The 22,323-nt window shown below is 64.7% G+C and carries 15 protein-coding genes and 2 pseudogenes; 10 read left to right on the forward strand and 7 right to left on the reverse strand.

Annotation, left to right across the window (positions count from 1 at the left end; translation table 11 throughout):
- Positions 1-179 precede the first annotated feature (179 nt).
- The gene (locus ACQR3T_RS12445) at positions 180-878 is read right to left on the reverse strand and encodes a FadR/GntR family transcriptional regulator (protein WP_428693610.1); all 699 of its coding nucleotides are present in this window, start codon (positions 876-878) and stop codon (positions 180-182) included.
- Between the two features lie 194 nt (positions 879-1,072).
- On the opposite strand from ACQR3T_RS12445, the gene ACQR3T_RS12450 reads away from it, so the two are divergent.
- The 5 genes and pseudogenes from ACQR3T_RS12450 (at position 1,073) to ACQR3T_RS12470 (ending at position 7,247) form a co-directional block, all read left to right on the forward strand.
- Positions 1,073-2,443 (forward strand): SLC13 family permease, encoded by a 1,371-nt coding sequence (locus ACQR3T_RS12450; RefSeq protein WP_428693611.1) that lies wholly within the window; start codon positions 1,073-1,075, stop codon positions 2,441-2,443.
- A 218-nt stretch (positions 2,444-2,661) separates the two neighbouring features.
- Positions 2,662-3,715: pseudogene (locus ACQR3T_RS12455) on the forward strand (CaiB/BaiF CoA transferase family protein).
- On the forward strand, positions 3,712-5,217 hold the full coding sequence (locus ACQR3T_RS12460; RefSeq protein WP_428693612.1) for a carboxyl transferase domain-containing protein: 1,506 nt from the start codon (positions 3,712-3,714) through the stop codon (positions 5,215-5,217). Before ACQR3T_RS12455 ends, ACQR3T_RS12460 begins: the two are co-directional and overlap by 4 nt.
- Before the next feature lie 38 nt (positions 5,218-5,255).
- Positions 5,256-6,008, forward strand: a complete 753-nt coding sequence (locus tag ACQR3T_RS12465; RefSeq protein WP_032378403.1) for an IclR family transcriptional regulator — start codon at positions 5,256-5,258, stop codon at positions 6,006-6,008.
- 63 nt (positions 6,009-6,071) lie between these two features.
- Positions 6,072-7,247, forward strand: coding sequence for a 4-hydroxybenzoate 3-monooxygenase (locus ACQR3T_RS12470; protein WP_428693613.1), 1,176 nt, complete (start codon positions 6,072-6,074; stop codon positions 7,245-7,247).
- Positions 7,248-7,325: 78 nt separating this feature from the next.
- On the opposite strand, the gene ACQR3T_RS12475 is transcribed toward ACQR3T_RS12470, so the two are convergent.
- The 6 genes and pseudogenes from ACQR3T_RS12475 to benA all read right to left on the reverse strand — a co-directional run bounded on the left by ACQR3T_RS12475 (position 7,326) and on the right by benA (position 17,529).
- Positions 7,326-8,573, reverse strand: a complete 1,248-nt coding sequence (locus ACQR3T_RS12475) for a benzoate/H(+) symporter BenE family transporter (RefSeq protein WP_428693614.1) — start codon at positions 8,571-8,573, stop codon at positions 7,326-7,328.
- Positions 8,570-9,916, reverse strand: coding sequence for an MFS transporter (locus tag ACQR3T_RS12480; protein WP_428693916.1), 1,347 nt, complete (start codon positions 9,914-9,916; stop codon positions 8,570-8,572). Before ACQR3T_RS12480 ends, ACQR3T_RS12475 begins: the two co-directional genes overlap by 4 nt.
- A 171-nt stretch (positions 9,917-10,087) precedes the next feature.
- Complete coding sequence (locus tag ACQR3T_RS12485; protein WP_428693615.1) at positions 10,088-12,790, reverse strand: LuxR C-terminal-related transcriptional regulator; 2,703 nt, start codon at positions 12,788-12,790, stop codon at positions 10,088-10,090.
- A 60-nt stretch (positions 12,791-12,850) separates the two neighbouring features.
- A complete protein-coding gene (benC, locus tag ACQR3T_RS12490) occupies positions 12,851-15,571 on the reverse strand; it encodes a benzoate 1,2-dioxygenase electron transfer component BenC (RefSeq protein ID WP_428693616.1) in 2,721 nt (906 codons plus the stop codon).
- A 31-nt stretch (positions 15,572-15,602) separates the two neighbouring features.
- Positions 15,603-16,142: pseudogene (gene benB / locus ACQR3T_RS12495) on the reverse strand (benzoate 1,2-dioxygenase small subunit).
- 1 nt (position 16,143) lies between these two features.
- Positions 16,144-17,529, reverse strand: a complete 1,386-nt coding sequence (benA, locus tag ACQR3T_RS12500) for a benzoate 1,2-dioxygenase large subunit (RefSeq protein ID WP_428693617.1) — start codon at positions 17,527-17,529, stop codon at positions 16,144-16,146.
- Positions 17,530-17,736: 207 nt separating this feature from the next.
- On the opposite strand from benA, the gene ACQR3T_RS12505 reads away from it, so the two are divergent.
- The 5 genes from ACQR3T_RS12505 to ACQR3T_RS12525 all read left to right on the forward strand — a co-directional run bounded on the left by ACQR3T_RS12505 (position 17,737) and on the right by ACQR3T_RS12525 (position 22,301).
- On the forward strand, positions 17,737-18,666 hold the full coding sequence (locus ACQR3T_RS12505) for a LysR family transcriptional regulator (protein WP_428693618.1): 930 nt from the start codon (positions 17,737-17,739) through the stop codon (positions 18,664-18,666).
- Positions 18,663-19,766: a mandelate racemase/muconate lactonizing enzyme family protein gene (locus ACQR3T_RS12510; protein ID WP_428693619.1), complete on the forward strand. Its 1,104-nt coding sequence runs from the start codon at positions 18,663-18,665 to the stop codon at positions 19,764-19,766. Before ACQR3T_RS12505 ends, ACQR3T_RS12510 begins: the two co-directional genes overlap by 4 nt.
- A 40-nt stretch (positions 19,767-19,806) precedes the next feature.
- Positions 19,807-20,673: a catechol 1,2-dioxygenase gene (gene catA / locus ACQR3T_RS12515; protein ID WP_428693620.1), complete on the forward strand. Its 867-nt coding sequence runs from the start codon at positions 19,807-19,809 to the stop codon at positions 20,671-20,673.
- Between the two features lie 5 nt (positions 20,674-20,678).
- Entirely contained in the window at positions 20,679-20,963 is a 285-nt protein-coding gene (gene catC, locus ACQR3T_RS12520; RefSeq protein WP_428693621.1) for a muconolactone Delta-isomerase, read from the forward strand.
- Positions 20,964-21,098: 135 nt separating this feature from the next.
- Positions 21,099-22,301, forward strand: coding sequence for an MFS transporter (locus tag ACQR3T_RS12525; RefSeq protein ID WP_428693622.1), 1,203 nt, complete (start codon positions 21,099-21,101; stop codon positions 22,299-22,301).
- Positions 22,302-22,323: the final 22 nt, after the last annotated feature.

The raw sequence follows: 22,323 nt of genomic DNA on the forward strand, positions 1-22,323 counted from the left end.
GGCAAGTCCTTGGCTCGAAGCGTCGACTTATTGGCGCTGTGCCAATAATGATGGCGCGACGCTGCCCTGGATGTCAACCAACGATGCTCCCCACCCGGCCGAACTCGAACTTATGGACGGATTCGGGTCGGAATTCATCCACAACTTCGAGTTCGGCGGGGGATCGCTTCCGAAAGTGTCTAGCTGTCGCCTGCTCGCAGCAGCGCGACGTCCGAGACGATTCGGATGTGCTCGGCCATCGCTCGGCCGGCCTCGAGTGGATCCTGCTGGCGCACAGCCTCGGCGATGCGGCGGTGGTGCTCCAATGAAGTCTGTGGACGGTTCGACTGCGACAGGGATTCGATGCGCGTCTCGCGAATGAGGCCGGCGATTTCTCCCATGAGTCGGGCGAGCAGCGGCGAATGTGCCGCCTCGGTGATCGCGCGGTGGAACAGTTCGTCCCCGGAGTCGCCGCGATCGCCGTCGGTGATCTCCGAGGCCATCACGGAGAGGGCGTGGTCGATCGCGGCCATTTCGCTGTCGCTCCGACGAGCAGCAGCGAGTTCGGCGAGTTTGACCTCGAGCGCTTCGCGGGCTTCGATCACTTCGGGCAGACGGTCGGCGTGTTCGCGTAGGGCGCGAATTGCCATGTCTCCCACGGGCCGTCGCACCAGGACTGCGCCGTCGCCGTGCCGGACGGACAGGATGCCCTGTACCTCGAGTGCGACGAGGGCCTGGCTCAGCGATGCTCGGCTGACACCGAGGTGTCCGGCCAGCTCGCGCTCGGGTGGAAGTCGATCGCCAGGGTTCATCTTGCGGTCGGCGATGTGCTGGCACAGCTGTTCGACGATGACCTCGTACAGCCGTGGTCGGGTCACGGGGCGAATTTGCTCAGCCACTGTGTCACTCGCTCTCTGTTCCTCCGGACCTCCACCCTAGCCGTCATAACGCACGTAACGGGCGACACATCCGGGCTTGACAAGTGATCCACTTCACTGGTTGAGTCCCTATTGACTCAGTGGCTAGTCCAATTAGCCACTGAAGATCTCGGGCAACCGCTCGAGTGCTACCAGGGACGGACCGGAGACCTTCGATGTCGACCGAGTTGATACCCATCCTTGCGCTCGTCGTCATGTTCCTCGCTGCAACCGTGTTCCCCGTGAACATGGGTGCGTTGGGGTTCGTGGCGGCGTTCTTCGTCGGAACGATTGCCGTGGGCATGGGTGCCGACGACATCATCGCCGGCTTCCCGAGCAGCCTGTTCCTCACCCTCGTCGGCATCACGTACCTCTTCGCCATTGCGCAGAACAACGGCACGGTCGACCTCCTGGTTCGCGGTGCCGTTCGACTCGTCGGCGGCCGAGTGGCTCTCATCCCCTGGGTGATGTTCGGCATCACCGGCGTCCTGACGTCGATCGGAGCGCTCGGGCCCGCTGCTGTGGCCATCGTGGCCCCCATCGCCCTCGGTTTCGCCGCGCGCTACAAGATCAACGCCCTACTCATGGGCATGATGGTCATCCACGGTGCGCAGGCGGGCGGATTCTCGCCCATCAGCATCTACGGCGTCACCGTCAACAACATCGCCGCCAAGGCGGGGCTGGTCAACAGTCCGCTCACACTCTTCCTCGGCAGCATGCTCTTCAATGCCGCAATCGGGGCTGCGCTCTTCATGTTCCTCGGTGGACGATCGCTCATCGGCCGCAGCGTGCACGACGAGGACGGCACCCGCCCCGACGGCGACAGCGGCGGCGTCGGCGGCGGAGGTTCGCGGACGGTCATGCGCGGGCTCGGGTCGTCGACTCCCAAGCCGTCCGGTCAGACGGTCACCGTCGAGAACGCGCCGCCGCTGGCCACCGCGGTCAAGGCCGTCACCTTCGATCAGATCCTCACGCTCATCGGCCTGGCATCGCTTGCGATCTTCTCGCTCGTACTCGATCTCGATGTCGGCTTCATCTCGATGACGGTCGCCGTGATCCTCGCTCTGGCGTCGCCCAAGGCCCAGAAGGGCGCGATCAACCAGATCAGCTGGTCGACGGTGCTGCTCATCGGCGGCGTGCTCACGTTCGTCGGGGTACTGCAGGAAGCCGGAACCGTCGAATACGTCGGCGACGCAGTAGCCGGAATCGGCATCCCCCTGCTCGTGGCACTGCTGCTCTGCTACATCGGTGCCATCGTCTCGGCGTTCGCCTCGTCCACTGCGATCCTCGGCGTCACCATCCCGCTGGCCGTTCCGTTCCTGCTGGCCGGTGAAGTAGGAGCCATCGGAGTCATCGTGGCCCTGTCCATCGCCTCGACCATCGTCGACGTGAGCCCGTTCTCCACGAACGGAGCGCTGGTGCTCGCGAACGCCCAGGACGTCGATCGCGACGTGTTCTACAAACAGATTCTCAAATACAGCGCGCTGGTGGTGATCATCGGTCCACTGATCGCCTGGGGCATCTTGGTCGTCCCCGGCTGGATGTAGCCGTTCGGCACGTTCTCGGGCCTGGCAGTACTCGAACGATGGCGGCACGTGTACTCGGCGTGCCGCCATCACGCGTCTGAGCTGGGCAAACACTCGTACATCGTTACTTGACTTCTTCCGGGATCGCTGGTCCAATGGAATTGGATAGGCCACTGGCCCAGTAATCCAATCCACTCGGATTCAGCCCCCACCTCGCTTCGACGCAAAGGATCACTTCGATGCCCCTCAACACGACAGGCAGAACCGGACCGCTCGAAGGAACCGTGGTGGTCGATCTGACCCGCGCTCTGGCCGGCCCTCACGCGGCGATGATGCTCGGCGACCTCGGCGCCGACATCATCAAGGTCGAGACACCGAAGGGCGGCGACGACACCCGAGTCTGGGGTCCCCCCTTCGTCACTCCGCGTGACGCCGAGCGCGAGTCGACGTACTTCCTCTCGGCCAACCGCAACAAGCGGTCCATCGCCCTCGACCTGAAGACCGACGATGGCCGAGAAGCGTTGGAGCACATGATCGAACGAGCGGACGTCCTGCTCGAGAACTTTCGCACCGGCGTTCTCGACCGGCTCGGCTTCTCGCCCGAGCGCATCGCCGAGATCAACCCGCGCACAGTGGTGCTGTCGATCAGTGGGTTCGGCCACGACGGCCCCGAGGGCGGCCGATCCGGATACGACCAGATCGCGCAGGGTGAGGCGGGGCTGATGTCCTTCACCGGCTCCAGCCCGGACGACGTTCAGCGGGTCGGCGTTCCCATCGCAGATCTCCTGGCCGGGATGTACGGAGCCTTCGGAGTTCTCGCGGCTCTGCCCGTACGGCCTGTTTCCGACCTCCGATGGTGCCGTGCAGATCTCGGTGGGCAGCGAGGGGCTGTGGCATCGGTTCTGCGAGGGCTTCGGCATCGACCCCGACCTCGAAGGCATGGCCACCAACCCGCAGCGGGTCGACAGTCGCGACGACGTCATCGAGCTCGTCTCCAAGATCTTCCGCACCTACGAGACCGAGCCGCTGCTGACTCTCCTCGACGAGATCGGTGTTCCCGCAGGCAAAGTGCGGAACATCCAGGAAGTGTACGAGTGGGAGCAGACCAAATCTCAAGGTCTGCTGGTCGACGTCGAGCATGCGACGCTCGGCAAGGTCACTCTTCCCGGGCCGCCGCTGCGCTTCTTCGAGTCCGACGGCACCGAGGTCACCGAAACCAACCACCTGGCACCGCCGGTACTCGGTGCGGACGACCAACTCGTCCGCGACTGGCTGAAAGAGGCGACACGATGACCAGAATGACCGCCCTCGAACTGCTCGATCTGGTGATCGATGCCGGCAGTTTCGATTCCTGGGACACCCCGACCGCCGATTACGTCGTCGACGAGGAGTACGCGAGCGAACTCGCCGCGGCCCGCGAGAAGACCGGATTGGACGAGTCCGTACTCACCGGCTCCGCCACCATCCGCGGCCGCAAGGTGGCCATTCTGCTCGGGGAGTTCGCCTTCCTGGCCGGCTCGATCGGCGTTGCGGCGGGCGAGCGGCTGGTCAACGCGGTGCACCGCTCGACCGACGAGCGCCTGCCGCTGCTGGCGCTGCCGACCTCAGGCGGAACCCGCATGCAGGAGGGCACCGTCGCGTTCCTGCAGATGGTCAAGATCACCGCGGCGATCACCGCGCACAAGGCGGCGAACCTGCCGTACATCGTGTACCTGCGGCACCCCACCACCGGTGGCGTCTTCGCATCCTGGGGTTCGCTCGGGCACGTCACCGTCGCCGAGCCCGGTGCCCTCGTCGGCTTCCTCGGGCCCCGCGTCTACGAGGCGCTGTACGACGCGAAGTTCCCCACCGGTGTGCAGACGTCGGAGAATCTTCAGGCGCACGGACTCATCGACGCCATCCGGCCACCCGAGCAGCTCGGCGAGATCGTCGATCGCGCGTTGCGGATCATGACCGACATCCCGTCGTACCGCCCGCGCAGCGTCGAAGCGCTGGCGTGGAAGATCGAGGACGTGCCCGCGTGGACGTCGATCCTGGCTTCCCGCAGGAGCGACCGCCCCGGTGTACGCGAACTGCTGTTCAGCACCGCGGCAGATGTGTTGCCGCTCAACGGTACCGGTCAGGGTGAGTCGGACCCGGGTCTGATTCTCGCGCTCGTCCGGTTCGGCGACATGCCGTGTGTTCTCCTCGGGCAGGACCGACGGGGTCAGACGACCAAGACTCCGCTCGGTCCCGCGGCGCTCCGCGAGGCTCGACGCGGAATGCGTCTAGCACAGGATCTGAAGCTGCCGCTCGTCACCGTCATCGATACCGCTGGTGCCGCGCTGTCGAAGGAGGCCGAGGAGGGTGGCCTGGCGGGAGAGATCGCCCGCTGCATCGCCGATATGGTCGACCTCGAAACGCCCACGTTGTCATTGCTTTTGGGTCAGGGAACCGGCGGAGGCGCACTCGCGCTGGTGCCGGCGGACCGTGTTCTGGCAGCCCAACACGCATGGCTGTCGCCGCTGCCGCCCGAGGGTGCGTCGGCCATCGTGCATCGGGACACTGCTCATGCGGCCGAGATGGCCACCAAGCAGGGAGTCCGTTCGCTCGATCTCTTCCGAGCCGGCGTCGTCGACATCATCATTCCCGAATTGCCCGACGCGGCAGACGAATCGCAGCAGTTCTGTGACCGGGTGGGTGCCGTCCTGCACCGTGAGCTCGCCGACCTGATCGCTCAGGATCCGTCGATGCGCATGATCGCCCGCGAAAAGCGCTTCAATCGAATCGGTTTCGCGGCTACTGCCTCGGCCTGACAATCCGACGGTGATCGACCGGGGCTATGGTCATGCAGGTGGCGGGAAATGCGCGGGATCCCGGGGTGTCGGTCGCCTCGCGACTGTTGGCGTTGCTGGGTGTGTTCGAGGAGAAGACCCCGGCGCTGACGCTGTCCGAACTGGCCGACGGTGCAGGACTGCCCATCGCCACCGCGCATCGGATGGTGCGGGAACTGGTGGAGTGGGGTGCGTTGGTCCGCACAGAGGACGGCCGCTACGTCGTCGGTAGGCGGCTGTGGAAATTGGGTCTGCTCGCACCGGATCAGTCCGATCTGCGTGAGATCGCGTCGCCGTTTCTGCACGACATCTACGGTGCGACTCTCGCGACGGTGCACCTAGCCATTCGCGACGGCGACGAGGTGTTGTACCTCGACAGGTTGGCAGGCCATGCGTCCGTGCCTGCCATCAGTCGGGTGGGTGCGCGACTGCCGTTGCACTCGACCGGGGTGGGCAAGGTGCTGTTGGCGTACGCGCCGAGGGAGGTGCACGATCGCGTGCTTCGAAACCTGACCCGCATCACCCCGTTCACGGTCACTCGACCGGCGCAGTTGGAGAACGAACTACGCCGGGTCCATCGCGAGGGATACGCGCAGACGGTCGAGGAGATGACCCTCGGGGCATGTTCTGTGGCCGTTCCGATTCGCGACGGCGAGAACGTGGTCGCCTCGCTGGGGCTCGTGGTTCCGAGTATCGGGCGTGATCGCGTCAGACTGGTTGCGGCGCTACAGGTTGCGGCCCAGGGAATCGGCCGTAGCCTGAGAACTGGATAGCCTCTTCCACTCAGTGGAAGCTCTGGCTTGTAGAGACGTGGATCACCGAGGTGTACTCGACTCATGCGTACACAGGTTGCCATCATCGGTGCAGGGCCCGCGGGTCTGCTGCTGTCCCACCTGCTCGGCGAGCAGGGGATCGACTCCATCCTGATCGAGTCGCGCACGCAGGACTACGTGCTCGCCCGGATCCGCGCCGGAATTCTCGAGCATTCGACGGTCCAGTTGCTCGACGAACATGGACTCGGGGAGCGCCTGCACCGCGAGGGCCACGAGCACCGCGGTATCTATCTGCAGTGGCCGGAAGAGCGGCACCACATCGACTTTCGTGATCTGGTGGACCGAAGCGTGTGGGTCTACGGGCAGACCGAGGTCACGAAGGATCTCGTGGCGGCACGCGAGAAGGCCGGCCAGCAGATCTACTACGACGTCTCCGATACCGCGCTGCACGACGTCGAATCCGACGACCCCTACGTCACTTTCACGGACGCGTCGGGCAACGCGATGCGGATCGACGCGGACGTCATCGCCGGATGCGACGGCTCCTTCGGGCCGAGTCGTGCTGCCATGCCCGATGCTGTCCGCAACACGTGGGAACGGGTGTACCCGTACTCCTGGCTCGGAGTTCTCGCCGACGTCGCGCCGTCGACGGACGAGTTGATCTACGCCTGGCATCAGGACGGCTTCGCCATGCACTCGATGCGATCGTCGACGGTCAGTCGGTTGTATCTGCAGGTGCCGAACGGGACCGATATCGACACCTGGTCCGACGATCGAATCTGGGATGCGTTGGCAGACAGACTCGGACACGGTCAGAACGGGTGGACGCTGAACCCGGGACCGATCACCGAGAAGAGCGTGCTGCCGATGCGCAGTTACGTGCAGACACCGATGCGACACGGCAATCTGTTTCTGGCAGGCGACGCAGCGCATATCGTGCCGCCCACGGGTGCAAAGGGTCTGAACCTTGCGGTTGCCGATGTGGCTCTACTGGCACCGGCCCTGGCCCAGATGCTGCGGGGGAAGGGGACCGAGAGTGCTGACACGTACAGCGACACGGCACTTCGACGCGTCTGGCGTTGCACGCACTTCTCGTGGTGGATGACGACGATGCTGCACACGGGCGACGAACCGTTCGATGCGCAGTTGCAGCTCTCGCAGCTGAAGTGGGTGGCTTCCAGCAAAGCGGGTGCCATGGGACTGGCCGAGAACTACGCCGGTTTACCGATCGGATTCTGACCCCCCTTGGACTGCCGAACTCGAAGTTATGGACGGAATCTGCCCGGAATCCATCCCTGACTTCGAGTTCGGCGGGAACTACCGTCGGCGATCGAGCACATAGGTGACCACAACACCGGCGACCAATCCCCAGAACGGAGCGCCGAGGCCTCCGACGTCGGTGCCGGAGATGGTGACCAGCAGGGTGATCAGGGGCGCGAGCATCGGGCGGCCGGACGACTCGGAGAACGCGGCGGTGAATGCACCGCGCAGTGCCTCGAGCATCGCCAGACCGGCGAGGGCCGCGATGAACGTTGCGGGCACCACGGACAGGCCGCGCACGAGCAGTGGTGCCGACACACCCACCACGATGGCGAGTGCGCCGCAGGTCATTCCGGCGATGTACTGCCGCGACCGTGCACCGACGGCAACGAGCAACGCGTTGGTCGGACCGGCCAGACACGTCGATACCGCACCCAGTGGCGCGACGAGAAGTGACCAGATGCCGCACGCGATGGTGACGACGGTCATCGGTGGTCGATGGCCCGCAGAGTTCAATACTGCGGCACCCTGACCGTTCTGAACCGCGACCACGGTGATGGCAAGCGGTATCACCAACTGCGCCAGTGCCGCACCACTGAACGTCGGCGCAACGAGCTCCGGTAAGCCGATCAGGGGGAGCTCTGCCGCAGGCCCCGTCATTCGCGTGAATCCGCCTGTTACTGCGAGAGCAGCGAGACCCGTGACCAATGCAGCGAGCACCGGTGGTATTCGCTTCGACCACGTAGCGGATCGGGTCAGCGCCAACCACGCCACGACCATGGCACCGGCGACGATCACGTTGGACGAAACAGACTGCACCAGTCCGGTTCCGAACGACAGAAATGCACCGGCCACCATCGCCATCACCACGCTGTGCGGCAGAAAATCCATCAGTTTAGCCACCACCCCGGTGGCTCCGAGCACGATGATGAGGACCCCGGTAGCAAGGTAGGACCCGACGACCTCGGGCCAGGTCAGCGACGCCAACGATTGTCCGACCAGAACAGTGCCCGGAATGGTCCAGAAGAAGCCCAGCGGCATCCGGTACACCCAGCTCGCCACCACGGTGAGGATGCCGTTGAGTACCAATACTCCGAAGACCCACGACGCTGTCTGCGCGGCGGTGAGCGAGCCCGCTGCGGCGGCACCCATGATGACCGCAACCGGCCCGGTTGCGCTGAACAGCACGCCGGTTGCCCCTGCACCGACGTACTGCCCGCCGAAGTCGGCGCGTAGAGCACGCAGACTCGGCGGGCGGCGCTCCGGTAGTTCGCCGGAGACGAGACGCTCGAAAATATCGGTCATTCAGCCACTTTCACCGGCTCACTGGGTACGGGATCGGATCGGCGCAGGGCTCGAACCGCGGGAACAGCAGTGGTGACGAGTGCGCCGAGCAGCGCTACGACGGCAAAGATGTAGAACGCGGTGGACGACGCGATGCCGGCTCCGAGCAGGATTCCGCCGAGCAGCGGTCCGAGTATGCCACCGAGCCGGCCGAATCCGGCGCACCACGCAACTCCTGCTGCACGGGCGGTGGTGGGGTAGTAGTTCGAGACGAATCCGTAGATCAGCACCTGAGTGCCGACGGCGCCGATGCCGGCACCGGCCACGGCGACGAGCAGGACTCCGAGCGGGAAGTTCAGCGTCAGCAGAACCAACGACAGCGCGGCGAGGCAGAAGGTCACCGCGATGACGCGCTGTGGTCCCGTGCGGTCGGCGACGCGAGACGCGATCAGGCCACCGATGATGGCACCACCGTTGAGCACCAACAGAAACGACAGTGAACCCTTGGCGTTGTAACCGGCCTCGGACATGATCTGCGGCAGCCAGGTGTTGAGGCCGTAGGTCAGCAGTAGGCCGGAGAAGCTCATCAGCCCGAGGAGAGCCGTCGGGCACAGTAGTGGCTTGCGGGCCAGTGCTGCGAATCCGACGCGATCGCCGGCGACGACGGGCTCGGCGTCGGGCATGGGAATGCCGGTCCGTGCGCAGATCTCCTGTGCATCGGCGACGCGTCCGTGCGCCAACAGCCACCGCGGGGATTCCGGCATCCGCAGCAGGGCCAGCGGTAGCAGTACTAACAGTGGGAGTGCGCCGATCCAGAACAGTCCGCGCCAGCCGATCGAATCCTGCAGGGTGATCGCGGCCAACGACGCCAGGACGCCACCGGCCGGAATTCCGCTGTAGACGATGGCGTTGAACAAGTTTCGACGTCCGGGTGGTGCGAATTCGGCAATCATGGCACCGACCGTGGCGACGAGGCCGCCGACTCCGATACCGGTCAGGAACCGAAGTGCGCCGAACATCGGGACGTTCTGTGCGAGTGCAGTGGCCCCCATTCCCACCGAGAACCAGACGATGCATGTCAACATCGTTCTGCGACGGCCGATCCGATCACCGAAGGCCCCGGCGGTCAGAGCGCCGACCATGACCCCGATCAGCGCGTAGGAACCCAGCGCGCCCGCAGTTTCCGGATCCAGCGCGCCCAGCTGGGCGGAATCGGCGAGCAGAGTCGGTAGCACGGTGCCGTAGACCACGAGGTCGTAGCCGTCGAAAACGATTGCTGCCGTGGACAGTGCGACGATCCACAACACGCTGCGGCGGTGCCGATCGCTGGCCCAGGCAGTGCTGGCTGATGTGCCGGTTTTCATGGAGTCCGGTGCAGTCATCGGGGATCCTTTTCGGTCAGGGAGTACCGCTACGAGGGGCGAATCGGCGCTGACGGCCGAGCGGGTCGCATCACTGTCCCAAATCGTGGGCTGAGTCACACCAGGGCTTTGCCTAGTGCTTACCTCGGCATTGCGAAAGTGGGTGCGCTCCGATCATGTCGTCGAGCCGTCGTCGATGGACCGCGCAGCCGCCAGCTCCGCTCTCGAGCGAATGCCCATCTTGGCGTACACCCTGGTGAGGTGAAACTGAACTGTCTTGACCGACAAGAACAATTCGGCCGCGACCTCGCGATTGGTCATCCCTGTGGCGACCAGGGTCGAGACGGCGTCCTCCTGCGGGGTCAGTGCATCGTGAGCTCTGTCCTTCAGAACGGCGTGCACACCACCGGCTTTGAGTTCACGGTCGCACCGTCGTACGTACGTGGTTGCCCCCAGTGCCAGATAGCCTTCGCGTGCCGCGCTGACGACGGCATCGGCCTCGCGCCGCTTCCCGGCTCTGCGCAGGGTCTGCCCGTAGGCGTAGTTGACTCGGGCGCGGTCGTACGTGAGGGGCAGCGGTGCCAACGAAGCGAGGGCGTCCTCGAATGATGCTCGGGCAGAGTCGAGATCGCCCATCGCGCCGTGCAGTCTGCCACGAGCGCAGGCAAGACGTGCGTGTGCGGAGTGGTGACCACGATCGCGCACTCTGGCCTCGTGTGGAATCAGAAACTTGTCTGCCTCGTCGAGTCGGCCCTCGACTATGAGTGCATTGGCGTACACATCGGGCCACGCCCAGAAACCGGGTTCGGATACGTCGGCGTGAGCCCACTGCTCGGTCAACGGGGCGAGAGCGCGGAGGACCCCGGCATAGTCCGCTCGAGCCTCAGCGATGGCTGCACGACCGAGAGCCGCTGGCACCCTCATGATCTCGTAGTCGCGGGCACCGGAATCACCGCGGTGTGCGCTGGTTGCGGCGGCCACCCAGTCTCCGCGTAGCGCGTGGATCTGCGTCGCGGTCCACTGGAGCAGCGGAACGATCAATGCGGCACCGGAACGGTCGGCCAGGTCGGATCCAGCTCCGACCAACCGAAGCGCCGCATCCCACTCACCGGTGACGAAATAGGTGCGTGCCAGCCAACCATGAGCCCACAACGAGATTCGCGTCGAACCGCCGAGGAAGTCGGTCGGTGCTGCGGCTTCGAGTTCCGAGCGCGCGAGATCGATGTGGTCCGTTGCGAAGTGGAGCCAGCCCGCACCCATCTGCACCCGTTGTCCGACGGCCCCGGTACTGGCGTGACCCCACAGGTCTCGGTAGCTGCTCAGTGCTTCTGCGACACGCCCTGTGCCCGCCAGACCGAGGCCTCGAATGGACTGCGCCTCGACTGCGGTTGCGTGGTCGGCTCCGACGAGTTCGACTGCGCGATCGGCCCACAGTACGAGGTTGGCACCGTCGCAGCGCGCCAGATTGTGCAGTACCTGCCGATGACAGATGACAGCGGCGACCTCGGGGTCGTGCCGCGTCCGTACCAGCTGCCACGCCCGGGTGAGTCGAGCTTCGGCCTCGTTGGGGCGGCCGCGCAGGATGGCCAGATAGCCGAGTACGGCATTGCGCGTGGGGGTTTCACGGAGACTTTCTATCTCGGCGATGTAGTCAGACGCCGTCCGCATGTCACCGGCACCGATGAGGGCGTCCACCGCGCGGACGAGCCGATCCTCGCGGGCATGCGGTTCCTGGGTCGACCGGCTCGACAGAAGGTACAGCCTTGCTGCCGTGGCCCATTCGCCGATGCCTGCACGTGTCGCTGCGAGTGTGTCCAAGCGGTCCGAGACCAGTGGATCAGGCAGTGGCGACGCGTGGACCAGGTGCGCCAACTGATCGGCCGGGTCGGCCTCGGCTGCGGCAGCGGCTCGATGCACCTGCGCGCGCTCGACTCTGCTCATCGTCGCGAGCACCGCGGCGCGGACCGTGGGATCGTGGATCTCGAGGATGGTCGCCGCGGAGCTGCGTCGTACGGTCACCAGGGCGAATTGTTCTGCGAGATCGACAGCAGGCCAGGGATCGTCGATGCCGGCGACCTCGCACACCGTGGTCAACGGTCGGCCGTCTTCGAGAACGGTGACGGCCGAGACCAGACGCCGAGCCTTGTCCGTGCAGAGAGCGAGAGTGGTCCGAACATCTGCCTCCACGAAGGCGGGAGCAGGCAGGTCGGGGCGAACACCCTTCCAGGTCTCGCGCGGCACCTCGTCCAGCAGCGCCAAGGCGTGTCGAGGACGCCCACCGGTGTGACGCGTCAGGTGAGCGGCCGAGGACGGTGACAGGATGATCCCCTGCAGAGCAGCGATTTCGGCAACGGCCGACACCGTCAGCACCGGTACCGCCACGGACAGGTCGGCAGCGCGATCGAGAACCCGGTGCGACTCGATGAAGCCGTCGGGCAACGGCTTTCGAGTACATACGACCGCGAGTCTCGCGGATCGGTGGTGCCTGACGGCGGAGGCGAGCGCACGGAGAGAGTCCGCGTCGCAGTCGTGCGCGTCGTCGATCAGCAGGATCGTCACGGCATCCGTCGCCAACGCGTCGGCGATGCGGTGTCCCCATTCGACCGGGTCCGTCCCTTCGATCCGGACGCCCGGGACGAGTTGCGCGACGAGGCCGAACGGCACGTGCGTTTCCCACGGCACCGCACCTGCGCGGCGCACCACCGTGCGCTGCCCCTCGCTGCCGACCGTCCGTTCGACTTCACGGAGAATCGACGATGCGCCGATGCCTGCCGGGCCGGTCAGCACCACAAAGGTCGACGTCGTCGCGCAGCCGTCGAGCGCCCGAATCAGGACGTCCAGCAGTTCACCGCGGCCGATCAACGGTGAAGGGGACATGACGTCACCGTATCCGCGGCGTACGAGTGCGTCCGGCGATCGAACCAACACGGTCATGACTCAGCCCGGGTCGCCGCCGGCGACCGGGAGCACGGTACCGGTGATGTACGACGCCTCGTCGGAGGCGAGGAAGCAGATCGCTGCGGCTTGCTCGTCGAGTGTTCCGTAGCGTTTGAGCAACGAGGAGTCCACGGTCTGGTCGACGATGGCCTGGTACCAGTTCTTCTCCTGCTCCGTCGAGGGTGCGGGTCCACGAGCGACGCGTCGCGGTGGTGCGTCGGTACCGCCGGGGGCTGTGGCAACCACCCGAACGCCGTGCGGTGCTGCCTCGAGGGCCAGAGTTGCCGTGATGGCGTTGACGCCCCCCTTCGCAGCTGCGTAGGGAACCCGGTGGATGCCGCGGGTTGCGACCGAGGAGACGTTGACGATGGTGCCGCCGCCGCGTTCGATCATGTGCGGGATCACGGCGCGGCAGGACCACAGCGTCGGGAACAGTGACCGGGAGATTTCCTTCTCGATCTGCTCCGGCGGGTACTCGGCGTACGGTTTGGCCCAGATGGTGCCGCCGACGACGTGAATGGATACGTCGACGCGTCCGTGTGCGGTGAGTGCGGCGTCCACCACCGATGAAGCGCCCTCCCAGGTTTCGAGGTCGGCGATCACTGGGGTGGCCTCGACACCGTCTTGCCGAAATTCCTCGGTGAGGGATTCGACCAACTCGGACCGGTCGGCCAGAATCAGTGCTCCGCCTTCGGCTCCGATCCGTCGGGCCACGAATTCTCCGATGCCCTGGGCCGCGCCGGTGATCAGCACGACCTTGCCTGCGAATCGACCCGGGCTGAGGAACTTCGGTGCTTTGTTCGCCCGGGATTCGTGCATGGCGCGTTTCATCGTCGCCTTCGAACGGTCGGCGTGATCGGCGATCAACGTCCTTGCACGCTCACGGTCTCCGGCCTCGAACGCGTCGACTATGTCGAGGTGATCCTGTGCGCAGAGCGGATCGCACCACGTCGCGTTGCGCAGTACGTCCTCCATTGCGGCCTTGACGCCGAGAGCCCGATAGGCCTGCAGCAGATGCTCGTTGCCTGTTTGGGTGAAGAGGTAGTCGTGGAAAGCGGCATTGGTCTCGGTGTACGCGGCGGCATCGACGAATCGGTCACCGTCGACGTAGCGAGTGGTGGTCTCGGCCAACAGTCGGTATCCGGAGATCTGCTGCGAGGACAGTCGGCCGATCACGAGTTCGAGGGCACCGAGTTCGAGGGCGCGCCTGGCCTCGAACACAGCGTCCGACTCGTGTACCGATGGATGCTCCTCGCCGATCTCGTACCCCGAACTCGATGCCGGGGCAGGTTCGGGACTGCGCGCGACGAGCGGCTGGATATCCCGCGAAGGCCAGATACGCTGTGCTGCAACGGAGTGTGCCTCCGGAGTAAGGGGAAGATCGGAGCTGTCGTCCAACCCGGTCCGGTCGGCGGCCGATCCGGCGACCGTAACGCGCTGCCCCGCGATCGCGCGCATGGTGTCTGCTTCCTCGGAGTCCGAGAAGCTCGCGCCGTGCGAGTACAGAGGCTCCGCTACGCGACTGCCGAACACGGCTCGACCGAAGATGTTCCTGCCGTCCAGGGCGGGCTCGACGTCATCGTCTGTGGGGTTCGCGGGTGCGTCAGCTGCTTCGATCGTCGCTTCCGCCTGTTCGTGGACCGGCGTCGGCTCGTCGTCCACCAGAGCCGCTGCAACCGAATCGTTTTCGTCGCCGATGCTTTCCTTCGCAGCTGCCGAGGACGGCGCGAACTTCTCGTAATAGAAGCCCGTCGGTTCGATGCCGGCCTCGCTGAAATGCGTTCGGACGGCCTCCACCATGGGAGGCGGACCACACAGGTAGACCGCGACATCGCCGCCGTGGAGATGAGCGTCGGTCAACAGGGCAGTGACGTACCCCTTGTTCGCAGCGGTGGTCGAGGGGTCCGAAACGCAGTGATCCCACGTGAATCCATCCAATGTCGAGGCCAGGCCGGCGAGCTCGTCCAGCTGGACGACGTCGTCGTCGGTACTGGCGCCATACACGAGATGCACAGGACGAGTGCTGGATTCGCCGGCCAAGGTGCGCAGGATCGAGAGGATCGGAGCCAATCCGGTTCCGCCCGCCAGTAGTAGCGCAGGTCGCTGAGCCTCGCGCAGAAAGAAGCTGCCGTGTGGGCCGGTGAACGAGATCTTGTCGCCGACGGCCGCCGTGTCGCTCAGGTAGGTGGACATCAACCCGCCCGGGGTGAGTTTGACCAGGAATTCCAACTCGTCCGATCCGGAGACGCAGCTGAAGGAGTACGACCGGGTTTCGTCGGAGCCGGGGACGGTGATGTTGACGTACTGGCCGGGGAGAAAGGCGAGCGTGCCACCCGCCGGTGCCTCGACGGCGAGCCTGACCGTGGTGGGGGAGAGTTTCTCCACGGCGGTCACGACCGTGTCGTGTGTCGCCGCTTGGGTTTTCGCGACCGCCGACGTGCTCGCGATCTGCAGCACCAGATCGGAGGTGGGCTTCATGCTGCAGGGCAGACAGTAGCCCTCCTCCGATTCCGACTGCGACAGCGCGTCGTCGAGGTAGGTACCGCCGTCGTACTCACCCGACTCGCACAGAGCCTTGCAGGTTCCGCACGCGCCGTCTCGGCAATCGAGAGGGATGTTGATCCGCGAGCGGTACGCGGCGTCGGCGACGGTCTGCTCGTCCTCGCAGGTGATGAAGCGGGTGACGCCGTCCTCGAAGGACAGTGCGACGGAATGACTCACGATGGAACTCCTCGGGATGACGGCAGGTCGATCAGAAGTGATAGATGTCGACGACGTGGTGGATGTAGTCGTTCTTCAGCACCACGGTCTTGCGCCGGATGAGTGGCGAGTCGCCGGAGAAGTCGATCGTGTAGAACGAGGTTCCGTAATACGGATCGATGGTCTTGTACCGAAAATACATGGTGTGCCAGTTGAATCGGACGTCGACGATATCTCCCCGACGCTCGATGACCTCGACGTTGCTGATGTTGTGACTGGTCCGCGGTTCGGGTATCGACGTGGCACTGGACCGTTCGGTCCTGATGCGGAACACGCGATCCTCCAGCCCACCCTTGTTCTCGTAGTAGATCAGTGAGATATCGGTCTGGGGATCCTCGGTGAGCAGGTCGTTGTCGTCCCAGCAGGGCATCCAGTACTCGACGTCGTCTGCGTAGCACGTGAGCCACTTCTCGAACTCGCGATCGTCGAGTTAGCGCGCTTCGCGGTAGAGGAACTGCTCGATGGATGACTGGGTGATCAGGCGCGACGGGGCGGTCTGCCGGCTATCGGTGTTGTCGACGGTGGCAGTCATGTCAGACCTCCTGTGCTGCAGCGGGTGCGGAGTCGGCTACGCGCTGCTTGTCGAGGGCAGCGAGCAGTGTCTTGCGCCAGTAGCCGTGTTGGACGGGGAACAGGCCCTCGTCTTCGTTCTTGACACCAGCCGAGATGACACCGGGCATGTCGAGTGCCTCGGCCACCGGATCCGGTCCGGTGAGCCAGTGCTCCGCGCCGCGGCTCATGTCGTTCCACGGCGCATTGGTCGCCTGGAACGTCAGCTGGCACGAGCGGAACTCCTCCAGGTCGTCGGGTGTCGCCATGCCGGAGGCGTTGAAGAAGTCCTCGTACTGCCGGATCCTATGTGCGCGAGCCTCTTTGCTCTCGCCCTTGGGTGCGATGCAGTAGATGGTGACCTCGGTCTTGTTGGGCGCGATCGGCCGGAAGTGCCGGATCTGCGTGCTGAACTGATCCATCAGGTAGACGTTCGGGTACAGGCACAGGTTGCGCGAACCCTTCACCATGAATTCGCCCTTGGCGTCGCCGAACTTCTCCTTCAGTGAGTCCATCTGGTCCCACAGTGGGCGATCCTGGGGGTTGGCCGCCCAGGTCCACAGGCAGAGATGGCCGTTGGGGTAGGACCAGTAGCCGCCCCCGGACTTGCCCCAGCCGCCGGCGTCGAGCGCCTTGGTGGTGTTCTTGGATTCGCCGTTGTTGCGGCGTGAGGTGGTCGCGGCGTAGTTCCAGTGCACGGCGCTGACGTGATAGCCGTCGGCCCCGTTCTCCGCCTGCACTTTCCAGTTTCCGTCGAAGGTGTACGACGAGGATCCGCGCAGAACTTCGAGGCCCTCGGGAGACTGGTCGACGAGCATGTCGATGACCTTCGTCGTGTCACCGAGATGCTCGGCCAGGGTCGAGACGTCGTCGTTCAGGCTCGCGAAGAGGAAACCGCGGTAGCTCTCGAATCGGGGGACCTTGGTGAGGTTGTGCGATCCGTCGACGTCGAATGTGTCGGGGTAGCCGGCGCCGTCGGGATCTTTGACCTTGAGCAGCGTGCCGTCGTTACGGAACGTCCAGCCGTGGAAGGGGCAGGTGAGCGTGGTGCGGTTGTCCGTCTTGCGTCGGCACAGCATCGCCCCGCGGTGCGCGCACGCGTTGATGAGGCAATGCAGCTCGCCGTCCTTGTCGCGGGTGATGACAACGGGCTGCCGACCCATGTGCACCGTGAAGTAATCGCCGTTGTTCGGGAGCTGACTTTCGTGGGCGAGATAGATCCAATTGCCCTCGAAGATGTGCTTCATCTCGAGCTCGAAGACCTCCTCGTCGGTGAAGATGCTGCGGTTGGCGCGGTAGATGCCCGCCGCGACATCGTCGATCACCGCTCCGTCGATCGTGTTCTGTACGTGATCCAGCATGTCGGTCATATCGGGTTCCTCCAGGCGCTTCGAGTTCGATTACAAGCGACTGTGTCAGGGAGTGGCCGCCGTCACACCAGGGCTTTGCCTAGGCCCGACCTGGGTGAATATTGATAGCTGTCACTTATCAATCGACGCAAAATAGGTCTTTGTCAACGATGGATTACATCCCTACTGTGGTCAGGGTCACCCCACCACGTACCGAGAGGCTCGTTCATGGAACTTCGGCACCTCTACCACTTCGTGGCCGTGGCCGAGACTCGGCACTTCGGGCAGGCCGCTACGCGGCTGCACCTGGCTCAGCCGGCGTTGTCGCAATCGGTTCGCCAGTTGGAGGCCGAGCTGGGTGTGACGCTGCTGGCCAGGACGACCCGTCAGGTGAGCCTGACTCCGGCGGGGGAGTTCTTCTATCGAGAGACGCTGCGCAACCTGGACAACCTGGAGCAGAGTGCGCGGGGAGTACGAAGGATCGCCGACGGCCGATACGGACTGGTACGCATCGGCTTCACTGGTACTGCGGCCTTCGATCAACTGCCGCCGATCGCGCGTGCGATCAAGCAGCGACTGCCCGGAATTGCGTTGGAGATCCACGGGGACCTGCTCACCCCTGCTCAGGTGGACGGTCTGCGCTCGGAACATCTGGACGTTGCGGTGCTGCGGCCCCCTGTTGCCGGCGACGATCTGGTGTTGCGGACGATCACCACGGAATCGTTGGTGCTCGCATTGCCCGTCGATCATCGTTTCTCCACCGAACCGGCGCTCGACGTCGCCGATCTCGCGTACGAGGACTTCGTCATGTACGCCGACACGCATTCGGTGGTCAACGAAGCCGTTGTGACGAGCTGTCGCGCCGCGGGCTTCAGCCCCAGGCGCGAACACGAGGCCCCGGACACCTCGGTGTTGCTGGCGCTCGTCGCAGCCGGGTTGGGCGTTGCGTTGGTTCCCGAATCCGTCCGCGCTCTGCAGTTGAACGGCGTCGTGTTCCGCGGCATCGCCGGCGCGAGCACCATCGATCTGGCGTTGGCCTGGTGCCGAGACCGGCCGTCGGCCCTCGTCGATGCCCTTGTCGGCGCTCTGGAGGACGCGGGCGTGCTCCCTCGTCTGGAACCATCCGTACCGTCTGCACAGCCGAAGGGCATGTCATGAAAATTGTTGCAGTCGAGGCGATCCCGTACTCGATCCCGTACCGCAAGCCGCTGAAGTTCGCCAGCGGTGAGGTCTCTGCCGCCGAGCACGTACTCGTTCGGGTACATACCGACGACGGCGTCGTCGGTATCGCAGACGCTCCTCCCCGGCCGTTCACCTACGGCGAGACGCAGCGGGGAGTGGCTGCGGTGATCGAGACCATCTTCGCTCCGGCGATCGTCGGTCTCACCCTCGTCGAGCGTGAGGTGGTGCACGCGAAACTGGCTCGTACCGTGGGCAATCCGGTGGCCAAGTCGGCAGTGGACATGGCGATCTGGGATGCCCTCGGTCAGACCCTCGACCTCCCCGTCACCGAATTGCTCGGCGGATTCACCGACCGGATGCGAGTGAGCCACATGCTCGGGTTCGACACCCCGGCTGCGATGGTCGACGAAGCAACCAGGATGCGAGAGACATACGGAATCGAGGTCTTCAAGGTCAAGGTCGGCCGTCGGCCCGTCGGCCTCGACACAGCAGTCGTACGCGCTCTCCGTGAAGGACTGGGCGATAGTGTCGAACTCTACGTGGACGGTAATCGAGGTTGGACCGCCGCCGAATCTGCGCGAGCGATGAAAGAAATGTCCGACCTCGGATTGACTCTCGCAGAGGAACTGTGCCCAGCCGACGACGTCCTCGGCCGCCGCTGGCTCGTCCAACAACTCGACATCCCCTTCGTGGCAGACGAATCCGCGACCACCCCGGCCGAGGTCACCCGCGAGATTCTCGGTGGTTCCGCAACCGCGGTCAGCATCAAGACTGCGCGCACCGGATTCACGACGTCGCAGCGGACCCACCATCTGTGTGAGGGCCTCGGCATCGACGTGGTGATGGGGAACCAAATCGACGGACAGCTCGGCACGGCCTGCACCGTTGCCTTCGGCGCGGCGTTCGACCTGACGTCGCGTCGAGCAGGCGAGCTGTCCAACTTCCTCGACATGAGCGACGACCTGCTGACCGAGAAACTCGAGATTCGGGACGGCACGCTCAGCGTCCTACCCGGCTCGGGACTCGGTGTTCGCGTCGATCCGGACAAGCTCGCGAAATACCGCACCGACCAATGATTTTCAGCCCAGCAATTCAACTTCACCGCAAGGAGTAGACATGAGTGTCGACCACGTAGAGACGAACCACCTGTCCGGCGAGGTGGCAACAGCTGCCGCGTCGGGTGCGAACGCCACCGAGCGTTTCACCTCCGACAAGCAGGCGGCGGCGAACACCCCACCCGAGCGAGTCAGTCTGCTCGCCCGCCAGGTGCTGTCTGCTGTCCACGACACCATCCGTGAGCACAAGGTCACCTACGACGAGTACAACGCCCTCAAGGCGTGGCTGATCAACGTCGGTCAGACCGGAGAGTGGCCGCTCTTCCTCGACGTCTGGGTGGAGCACGTCGTCGAAGAAGTTGCCGGCGAATCACGCGAGGGAAGCAAGGGCACCATCGAAGGCCCGTACTACGTTCCGGGTGCACCCGAGTTGGGTTCGGCCGCGATCCTGCCCACCCGCGACGGTGAGCTCGGCACCCCGCTGCTGTTCCAGGGTCAGGTGAGGGCGGTGGACGGTACGCCGCTCGCGCACTCGGTCATCGAGATCTGGCATGCCGACGCCGATGGCTTCTACTCGCAGTTCGCACCCGGGATCCCCGAGTGGAATCTGCGCGGCACGGTGACCACGGACGATCAGGGCCAGTTCTGGATTCACACCATGAAGCCTGCGCCGTATCAGATCCCGACCGACGGTGCCTGCGGCAATCTCATCTCAGCAGCCGGCTGGCACCCGTGGCGCCCGGCGCACCTGCACCTCAAGGTCGCGGCCGACGGCTACCAGCAGGTCACCACTCAGCTCTACTTCCCCGGTGACGCGCACAACGACGACGACGTCGCCAACGCCGTCAAGCCGGAGCTGATCCTGGACCCAAGGGACGTCGACGGTGGCCAAGAAGTGACGTACGACTTCGTCCTCGACAAGGCTTGAAGGGCATGCTCTTTGCAGTGAAAATGGATGTCGCGCTGCCGCAGGATCTCGCCGCGGACGTACGAACCGACACTCTCGCACGAGAGAAGGCGTACTCGCAGCAGCTGCAGCGCGACGGTGAATGGGTGAGTATCTGGCGCATCGTCGGCCAGTACTCCAACCTCAGCATCTTCGACGTGCGCGACAACGAGCGGCTCCACGAGATCCTGTGGAATCTACCGCTGTTCCCGTACATGAGCATCGACGTGAGCCCGCTGGCCCAGCACCCGTCGGACATTTCTGCGGTGTGAGGGCGGTGCCCAACTCGAAGTTGTGGACGGGATCCGCCCGGAATTCATCCACAACTTCGAGTTCGGCGGCCACCGCAGCATCGACCCTGTCGTTCGTTACCCTTGAAGAACAGCGAGAGAACAGGGTAATTCACAGTGTCTGATATCGACGCCGCCTCGGCGCGCACGGACGTGGCGGTGCGGGCGACCTATATCGCGTTCATCGGGGCCGGCTTCGCCTTCGCCAGTTGGGCTTCTCGGATCCCGCAGGTGCGCGATCGCCTCGAACTCACCTCATCTCAACTCGGAATCGTGTTGCTCGCCATCGCAGTCGGATCCCTGCTCGCGCTGCCGATGTCCGGAATCATCATCAACCGCTTCGAGTCTCGGCTCACGGTCACCGTGATGTCCCTCGTTCTCGCGGCCGGTCTGACGATCATCGCCACCGGCTATCTCGTGGGTGTAGTGCCGTTGCTCATCGGACTGTTCGTGCTCGGATTCGCCAACGGTGCATGGGATGTCGCCATGAACGTCCACGGTGCTGTGGCCGAACGTCGGCTCGGGCGCTCGATCATGCCGCGGTTCCACGCGGGTTTCAGCGCCGGCACTGTGGTGGGAGCCCTGATCGGGACTGCGATGGTGGCGCTGAACATCTCGGTCACGGTGCATCTGCTGACGGTCGCAGCCGTGATCGCCTGCACCATTCCGTGGGGAGTGCGCAGCTTCCTGAACGAATCCGATGCCGAACCCGAACAGCCGGCGGCCGACGCCTCGCGGCCGCATGCCCTCGCGCGGTGGAAGGAGCCACGCACCCTGCTGATCGGCGTTGTTGCCTTGTCCTTCGCATTTGCCGAGGGCAGCGGAAACGATTGGCTCAACATCGCATTGATCGACGGATACGATGCGTCGGCCGTGGCTGGAACCCTCGCCTTCACCACGTTTCTGGTCGCCATGACCGCTGTGCGGTGGTTCGGTAACGGATTGCTCGATCGCTACGGTCGAGTCGTCGTACTCCGAGGATTGGCAGCCGTCTCGGTGGTCGGAGTGCTGCTGTTCGTATTCAGTCCGGTTGTGCCGCTGGCTTTTCTGGGCGCATTCCTGTGGGGATCGGGCGTCTCGCTCGGGTTCCCCGTTGCCATGAGCGCAGCGGCCGACGAGCCCGCTGCCGCAGCCGCGCGCGTGAGTGTGGTGGCCTCCATCGGATACTTCGCCTTCCTGGGCGGCCCGCCCCTGATCGGTTTCCTCGGCGGTCATGGTGATGTGCTCCACGCGTTGCTCGTCGTCGCGGGTCTTCTCGCATGTTCGCTGCTCGTGATGGGAGCGCTGCGACCGCTTCCGGGGTCCAACTCCCGACACTGAATTCGCAGTCGCGGCGCAGGTG

This window comes from Rhodococcus sp. IEGM1428, assembly GCF_050321865.1.
GTDB lineage: Bacteria > Actinomycetota > Actinomycetes > Mycobacteriales > Mycobacteriaceae > Rhodococcoides.

Bases quoted from the DNA above. Each gene is read 5' to 3' on its own strand.
- ACQR3T_RS12505 (WP_428693618.1), top strand. From the start codon at position 17,737: ATGGAACTTCGGCACCTCTACCACTTCGTGGCCGTGGCCGAGACTCGG.
- catC (WP_428693621.1), top strand. From the start codon at position 20,679: ATGCTCTTTGCAGTGAAAATGGATGTCGCGCTGCCGCAGGATCTCGCC.
- benA (WP_428693617.1), bottom strand. From the start codon at position 17,529: ATGACCGACATGCTGGATCACGTACAGAACACGATCGACGGAGCGGTG.
- ACQR3T_RS12475 (WP_428693614.1), bottom strand. From the start codon at position 8,573: ATGACCGATATTTTCGAGCGTCTCGTCTCCGGCGAACTACCGGAGCGC.
- ACQR3T_RS12485 (WP_428693615.1), bottom strand. From the start codon at position 12,790: ATGTCCCCTTCACCGTTGATCGGCCGCGGTGAACTGCTGGACGTCCTG.
- ACQR3T_RS12470 (WP_428693613.1), top strand. From the start codon at position 6,072: ATGCGTACACAGGTTGCCATCATCGGTGCAGGGCCCGCGGGTCTGCTG.
- ACQR3T_RS12450 (WP_428693611.1), top strand. From the start codon at position 1,073: ATGTCGACCGAGTTGATACCCATCCTTGCGCTCGTCGTCATGTTCCTC.
- ACQR3T_RS12510 (WP_428693619.1), top strand. From the start codon at position 18,663: ATGAAAATTGTTGCAGTCGAGGCGATCCCGTACTCGATCCCGTACCGC.
- ACQR3T_RS12460 (WP_428693612.1), top strand. From the start codon at position 3,712: ATGACCAGAATGACCGCCCTCGAACTGCTCGATCTGGTGATCGATGCC.
- catA (WP_428693620.1), top strand. From the start codon at position 19,807: ATGAGTGTCGACCACGTAGAGACGAACCACCTGTCCGGCGAGGTGGCA.
- ACQR3T_RS12480 (WP_428693916.1), bottom strand. From the start codon at position 9,916: ATGAAAACCGGCACATCAGCCAGCACTGCCTGGGCCAGCGATCGGCAC.